Raw genomic sequence first — 6,384 nt, 5'->3', positions numbered from 1 at the left:
CCCCCTCTCCCAGAGGGAGACTGCCCTCACCCCCAGCCCCTCTCCCAGAGGGAGAGGGGAGCTGGGCTGGAGCGGGAACGGGTAAACGGCTCTACTGCAGCATGACAAAGAGAAAGTCTTCCAACGCCGTCAGGAAGGTCAACACCTCGTCGGTTGCCTGTTCTTTCGTCAGGGATCCCAGCTCGACGACCCGTTGAATCAGCTCTGCCACCGGAGTCGGCCCCTGCAGCAGCGGAGCCAGCCATCTCACCTTCTCGGCAGGGATGCTGATCCGCCCGTGGGTGGCCCCTGTCCACTGCATTTCGTAGGGGCGGTTCTCTTGCAGGGCCTTGTTGTACTCCTGGTGGAAGCGGGTATTGTCCATCAGCAGGGGGTTAAACTGCACGGATCCCGTCAGCCAATCCGCATCCGTCCAAGGCAGCACCAGGGAAGAGCCGGCGTGCTCGGCCCAAAAGTCGATGAGGCGATGGGCAGGCCGGATCAGCTCGTAGAGGTGCAGCCGCTCCATAACGCTGAGGGTTTCCAGCCGTTGCCGCACAAACTCCGGCACTTGCTTAAAGAGAGACTCCACCGACCAGTCGGGCATATCCACCAGGCTTAAAAAGCCCAACCCTGCCTGCTGCAACATGCCAAACACCTCGGGGATCGTAAATCCCTTGTCGTTGGCAAGCAGATAGTTGTTCAGGATGGCGGCGTCTTCGGTATAGTTGGCCGGGTTCCACAGCACTGCCTTGGCCACCTCTTCCTGCAGGGATCCCATGAATTCCCGCACGTTCTTGGCGCCTACTGCTGGCGGGACGTCGAATTGCCCCACCTTTTGCAAAGCTTCCTGCAGGCGGAGAAACACCTGGCGTTGGCGGCGGCTGTGGAGATTGGCGCGAATAATGCCCTCGGGCTTGAGAACCTTTTTCATCGCCCGCAAGCCCTCAGTGGGATCTGCCAACAAATACAGAACGTCGTTCAGGCTGATGAAATCGAACTGGATCCCCAGGCGATCCAGCTCCAGCACGTTGAGGACGTAGCACTGGACATCGGTGAAGCCGTGGCGGCGCAGGCGTTCCTCGGTGAGCTTGACGGAAGCCGGCGACAGATCACAAGCCACAATCTGGGCGCCCGGATTGGCCTCCGCCATCATCAGCGTCTCCCAGCCGGAGCCACAGCCGGCGTTAAGCATCACCTTGCCCTCTGACGGGACGAGCATGTGGGTGCGCAGGTACTGGGCGGTGGTATAGCTCATCTTGAACATCTCCCCCAAGGCATTGCGGGCCGACTGGGAGAGGGGCACATTGGGGTAGGGCAGGGCCTCGTAGAGGCTGAGGGCCCGGTCTGCAGGCGAGAGAGCAGATCTGGTCATCGGCAGGGGAAAAGTGCAAGGGAGATCGAGAGAAGCAAGGCCATCGCTATGATTGAGTCTAGCCGCTGGTCGCGGCGGCGCTGCCGAGCAATAGAGATCTGCTGAGAACTGGCCATGACTGCTGCTGCTTTGCCCCGTCGCCGCTCCCGTTTCTCCCTGACAGGCACCCTGGCCGCCGTGGGCGGGGCGCTGCTGTGCGGGATCCTGGTGGTACGGCTGCAGGTGCCGATGCTGGAGCGAATCAATCTAGAGGCCCTGGAAAATGCCGAGGCCCGCAAAAACCGCAACATTGCCCTGGCCACCACCCTGGGCTGGCTGGGCTACCGCAACCTGGGCGCCTCCTGGCTGTGGCTGGAGCTGATCCAGTACTACGGCGACGCCCCTGCTCGCGCCCAAACCGGCTACGGCCTTGCCTACGAGTACTTCGACCACATGCTGCGGCTGGATCCCAATTTCTTCTTAGGCTACCGCCTCTCCAGCTTGGTGTTGGCCTATCGGGCTGGCCAGCCGGAAAAAGCCGTCGAGATTTTGGATCGCGGCCTGCAGCAGTTTAACCCCCAAAACAACCCCGATGCCTGGCGGCTCTACGTGGATCGCGCCCTGATCAACTTCATGTTTTTGGGGGATGCGGAAGCGGGCCGCCGCGACTACTACCAAGCCGCCGCCTGGCGGGAACAGGTGGGCTTGCCCGGTGACGATTTTCGCCAACTGGGGGACAACATCGCCCGCAGCCCCCTCAGCCGCCGCTCCCGCTTCGATGTCTGGCTAAGCGTGTTTAACGCCACCAGCGACCGGGATACCCGCCAGTTTGTTCTGGAACAACTGACCCAATTGGGGACGGTGCTGCGCACGTTGCCCACGGGCGAGATCGAGATTCTCCCGCCGCCTCTGCCCAGTGGACTTGAGGAAGAGCCCTACCGCTTGCGCCTGTGATTCCAATCCAGTGACGCACTCCCGACCCTCATCTTCGTTGAGTCAACACAACATGGCTTACAGCACGCTGCGCGAACCGATAGCGTACGGGCTTCACGCTTCCCAGACTTGTTGGTACAGAGGTCTCAGCGTGCTGCCACCGTGCCACCCGCGGCGGGAACCAGTCAGGGAAACTCTTTAAGCTAACTGGACAAAGATTGCCATCTAGGGTTGTGACGTTGCCCCAAGAGGTGAGCTAGACTCTAACCCAAATTCTCATCCTGGGAGCCGACTTTTGCAGAAGGGCAAGCTCCGCGTCGGAGAAGTTGCTTTCTCTGACGCGGGTGAGTTATTGGCTCTGGCGCCTCTTTCCGAGGAAGCAGCAGCCCATTTGCTTCTGCCAGTCTGCGAAGACGCCTCAGGCTTTTGGCGGGTTCCCGCAGCCTCCCCATTTCTTATTATTTCTTAACTTTTGTTGTTCTGCACAATTAGGAGTGATCCCCATGGCCTCAAGAACTTCTCTCCTGATGACGGCGGCTGTCCTTTCGGGCACTTGGTTTGTCCTCCCTGCAGCGGCCCAATCTTCCGCGACAGCGCGAGTACGGTCGGTGGTGGATGGGGACACCTTTTGGGCAGACTTGAACGGCAGGCCCACCCGTTTTCGCCTTGCCTATGTGGATGCGCCGGAGCTGACGCAGGGACGCTGGGGGCGGCTCTCACAAGAGGCTTTGCAAAGCCTGCTGCCGCCGGGATCCCTGGTGCAGGTGGATACCCTCTACGTCACGCCGGAAGGGCTGCACATTGCCCAGGTGTACAACTCTGAGGGCTTGGTGAATTTGGAGATGTTGCGCCAGGGGCAGGCGGCGGTTTACGAGCGCTTTTTGTACGGGGCCAACCGGGAGCGCTACCTGGAAGCTCAAGAATTGGCCCAGGCGGCGCGCCGAGGTTTTTGGCAGCAACGCAATCCGGTGATGCCCTGGGAGTTTCGGGAGACAGCCGCGCAAACCTCGGCCTTTGCGGGATCCAACGTTTTGGACGGCTCCTTCCTGCGGGAAAACCCGGCAGCGGCAGCGGGCGTGGGCATTGCCACAGCAGTGGTGATGGTGGGCCTGAGCAAAGTGTTGTGGAAAAAGCCTCGCCAGAAAAACGCGAGCATCCGCCAGATGGAGCGGGATCTGAAACAACTGCGGCGCAGCCTGGCCACAACGCTGGCCAGCTGCAAACAACTGGAACGGCAGTACGATCAACTGCTGCAAAAGGCTGAGGATTGGTTTGTCAGAGCCGAGAAGGCCAGCCAACATGACCAGGACGAACTGGCGCGCCAGGCTTTGGTGCAGCGGAACCAACACATGAGTGCCGCAGAGGCGGTTCGTCGCTCCCTGGACGAGGTTGAGGCCCAGGCGACAGCTATCCGCGAGGGCATTTCCCGCTTGGAAAGCCAGATCGCGATGGCCAAGCTGGAGCGGGAGATGAACAACTGACGTGAGCGCGGCCAAGCCCAACTCCTCCTCTGCTCTGTCCAGCCGGGCTACAGCAAGGTCTGGGGCAGGCTTTGCAGAACCGTGTGGACGATTGCCGCCGAATTGAGCGCCGCCGTCTGAAAGAAGCTCAAGAAATCGGCGTCGTCTCCTGCATCGCTGACCGAGCGCACCAGCAGACAAGGGATCCCGGCTTCTTGTGCCACCCGCACCACAGCCGCCCCTTCCATCTCCACCACCAGAGCCCCGGTGCGCTCGCGGATTTGGCGGCGCAGGTTGGCGTCGGCCACGAACACATCGCCGGTGGCCACCAAGCCTTGATAAATGATGGGATCCCGACCTTGCAGAGGGTGGAGAGGGATCCGCTCCGGGTGGGCCACGATTAAGTCGTAGAGGGCACTGTCGGCCTCAGCCAGGGGGTGGCGCAGCTCGGGAATAAAGTCGATCCCCAGGACAAAGCCTTCGGGCCGTCCGGTGCCGAAATCGTGCTCGATGGCAGTGTGGGCCAGCACCACATCTCCCATCTGTAGGTGATCGGCCAAGGCCCCGGCCACGCCGGTAAAGATGATGCCCCGCAAAGGGAAGTGGGCCACCAACAGGGCTGCCGTAGTTGCCGCCCGCACCTTGCCCACCCCTCCTTGAACCGCCACCACCGGTTGTCCGGCCAGGGATCCCTGATGGAACTGCCGCCCCAGATGGGTATGGACAGAATGGATCTCCATTGCTTGGGTGAGCATGGCCACTTCTTCCGGCAGGGCTCCCACAATGCCGACAGCCTTTTGGGAGGGGTGGGATGGAGCTTCCATAGGGCTTCCCTCAGGTTTTTTTAGAATCCTTAGGTTTGAGAGGCGGGCGGGATCCGGTGTCCCCACAGGCCCGGCCATTTGGTGACTTTGAGATCTCCCAGCACCTGCACCTGACAGGCCAAGCGCAGCCCGTTGCCGCCCTGGGCCGCCGCAGTGGACGGGAGTTGGTGGGGTGGCAAAGACAGGCGGGCCCGTTCTCGCCAGCCCATGGGGGAAACAGCCCCTTCGATCTGTACGGCACAGGTGCCACAGGTGCCCAGACCGCGGCAGTTGAGGATATGAGCCGGCGGGTTGTAGAGCGGGATCCCGGCTTGCAGCAGCACCTGGCGCAGGTTGGCGCCCGCCTCACAAGTGAGGGTGCGTCCTTGAACGTCAATCTGGGGCATAGGCAACCTTCCTAACCGCGAACAGTCCTATTCTGGCCTGAGCCGGATCCGGCAGCATGGCAGGTAGGTGGGAGGGCTAGGCAGTATAGTTAAGGTGGTTAGACAGGGAGTAGGGGAAAGATCATGGCCTACAGCGAGCCGCTCATTGACCGTTCTCCAGAGGTTTTTCCGGTGTTGGAGGAACCTGTTCGCTATGTTGAGGTCGTCTCGGCGGTGGTTTCCAGCCTCAAGGAAGATGCCGCCTACGAGAACCACGAGCAGGGTCACACCTGGAAATTCACCTACGGCACTGCGGAAGTGTTCGTCCACCTGAGCGGCGAATCCCCCGAAGATACTCTGTTGGTGTGGTCTCCCGTTCTCTCTCTGCCGGTGGCGGAGCCGGCTAAGCTCATGCAGAAGCTGCTGGAGAAAAATTGGAGCGACACGCTGGAAGCCCGTTTTTGCATCTGGAATAACCAAGTAGTCCTCAACCACTACCGCACTCTCGAGGGGATCAGTGCGGGCGAGATCTCGCGGGCCGTCACCATTGTCGCCAGCCTGGCCGATGAATACGACGAGCCGCTGCGAGCAGAGTTTCCCCCCACTTGAGATGGGATCCCAGGGAGCTTGGCTGCCCTATCGCGTGGCTCCTGGCGGCTGGCAGATGGAACAAGATGCCTGGCTTTTGCAGCGGCTGCGCCATGCTCCCAGGCCCTGTTTGCGCTTCTACGGCTGGGATCGGCTCACCCTCTCCCTAGGGCGGCACCAGGCCTGGCCCGATTCAGCGCCAGGGATCCCAGTGGTGCGCCGGCCCACCGGCGGACGGGCGGTGTTGCACCAGGCGGCTGAAGAGGCAGCGGAGCTGACCTACAGCTTGGTGCTGCCCCTTTCTTACCTCCAACGTCGGCTGCCCCGTTTGCAGCGGGCCTGCGTGTACGACTTCTGCTGCCGCTTTTGGGTAGAGGGCCTGGCGGCGCTGGGCATTGCGGTGGATCCACGCGTTTCTGCTCACGACCGACCTGCTGGCCAGAACCGCCTAACCCCAGACCCGGGCTACCACAACAAAGTCAGTTGCTTCGCCGCCCGTACCCGCGCCGATCTGAGCTGGCAGGGCAAAAAGCTGATGGGCAACGCCCAACTGTGGCAACCCTGGGGGATCCTGCAACAGGGATCCCTGCTGTTGCGGCCCAATTTCGAGCTGTGGGAACGATACCTGCCCGGCTCTCAGGTGATTGGCGTGTACGACCTTTGCCCCACAGCGCCGGGGATCCCTGAACTGATCGAACATTTTCTCCAAATGGCCCAAGAGTGCTTTGAGGTGGAATGGCAAGAAGAAACCTGGCCGGATCCGCTTCACTGGGAGGATCCGGCGGGGATAGCTGACCCTGAGTGATAGAGAACGGCAAGATCCACTTCCCCCCTCTCCCTCTGGGAGAGGGGCTGGGGGTGGTCGCGTGAGCGGCGCGGAG

At 61.5% G+C, this 6,384-nt stretch carries 7 protein-coding genes; 4 read left to right on the top strand and 3 right to left on the bottom strand.

Annotation, left to right across the window (positions count from 1 at the left end; genetic code table 11):
• Nucleotides 1-91: 91 nt before the first annotated feature.
• Complete coding sequence (locus NW844_RS11765) at nt 92-1,354, bottom strand: class I SAM-dependent methyltransferase (protein WP_414335875.1); 1,263 nt, start codon at nt 1,352-1,354, stop codon at nt 92-94.
• 114 nt (nt 1,355-1,468) lie between these two features.
• Between NW844_RS11765 and NW844_RS11760 the strand changes: the two genes are divergently transcribed.
• Entirely contained in the window at nt 1,469-2,287 is an 819-nt protein-coding gene (locus NW844_RS11760; RefSeq protein WP_414335874.1) for a hypothetical protein, read from the top strand.
• Nucleotides 2,288-2,769: 482 nt separating this feature from the next.
• Nucleotides 2,770-3,747 (top strand): PspA/IM30 family protein, encoded by a 978-nt coding sequence (locus tag NW844_RS11755; protein WP_414335873.1) that lies wholly within the window; start codon nt 2,770-2,772, stop codon nt 3,745-3,747.
• Between the two features lie 47 nt (nt 3,748-3,794).
• Here the strand turns inward: NW844_RS11755 and NW844_RS11750 are convergent, their stop codons facing one another.
• Nucleotides 3,795-4,550 (bottom strand): 5'-methylthioadenosine/adenosylhomocysteine nucleosidase, encoded by a 756-nt coding sequence (locus NW844_RS11750; RefSeq protein WP_414335872.1) that lies wholly within the window; start codon nt 4,548-4,550, stop codon nt 3,795-3,797.
• 29 nt (nt 4,551-4,579) lie between these two features.
• Nucleotides 4,580-4,936, bottom strand: a complete 357-nt coding sequence (locus NW844_RS11745) for a 2Fe-2S iron-sulfur cluster-binding protein (protein WP_414335870.1) — start codon at nt 4,934-4,936, stop codon at nt 4,580-4,582.
• Nucleotides 4,937-5,059: 123 nt separating this feature from the next.
• Between NW844_RS11745 and NW844_RS11740 the strand changes: the two genes are divergently transcribed.
• Nucleotides 5,060-5,524: a YbjN domain-containing protein gene (locus tag NW844_RS11740; RefSeq protein ID WP_414335869.1), complete on the top strand. Its 465-nt coding sequence runs from the start codon at nt 5,060-5,062 to the stop codon at nt 5,522-5,524.
• Nucleotides 5,481-6,308, top strand: coding sequence for a lipoyl protein ligase domain-containing protein (locus tag NW844_RS11735; RefSeq protein ID WP_414335868.1), 828 nt, complete (start codon nt 5,481-5,483; stop codon nt 6,306-6,308). The genes NW844_RS11740 and NW844_RS11735 overlap by 44 nt, the downstream gene beginning before the upstream one ends.
• The last annotated feature ends 76 nt before the right edge of the window (nt 6,309-6,384 follow it).

Origin of the sequence: Synechococcus sp. H55.2, from assembly GCF_047462495.1 — a bacterium.
Classification (GTDB): domain Bacteria; phylum Cyanobacteriota; class Cyanobacteriia; order Thermostichales; family Thermostichaceae; genus Thermostichus.
This window is presented reverse-complemented; position numbering and strand designations above follow the sequence as displayed.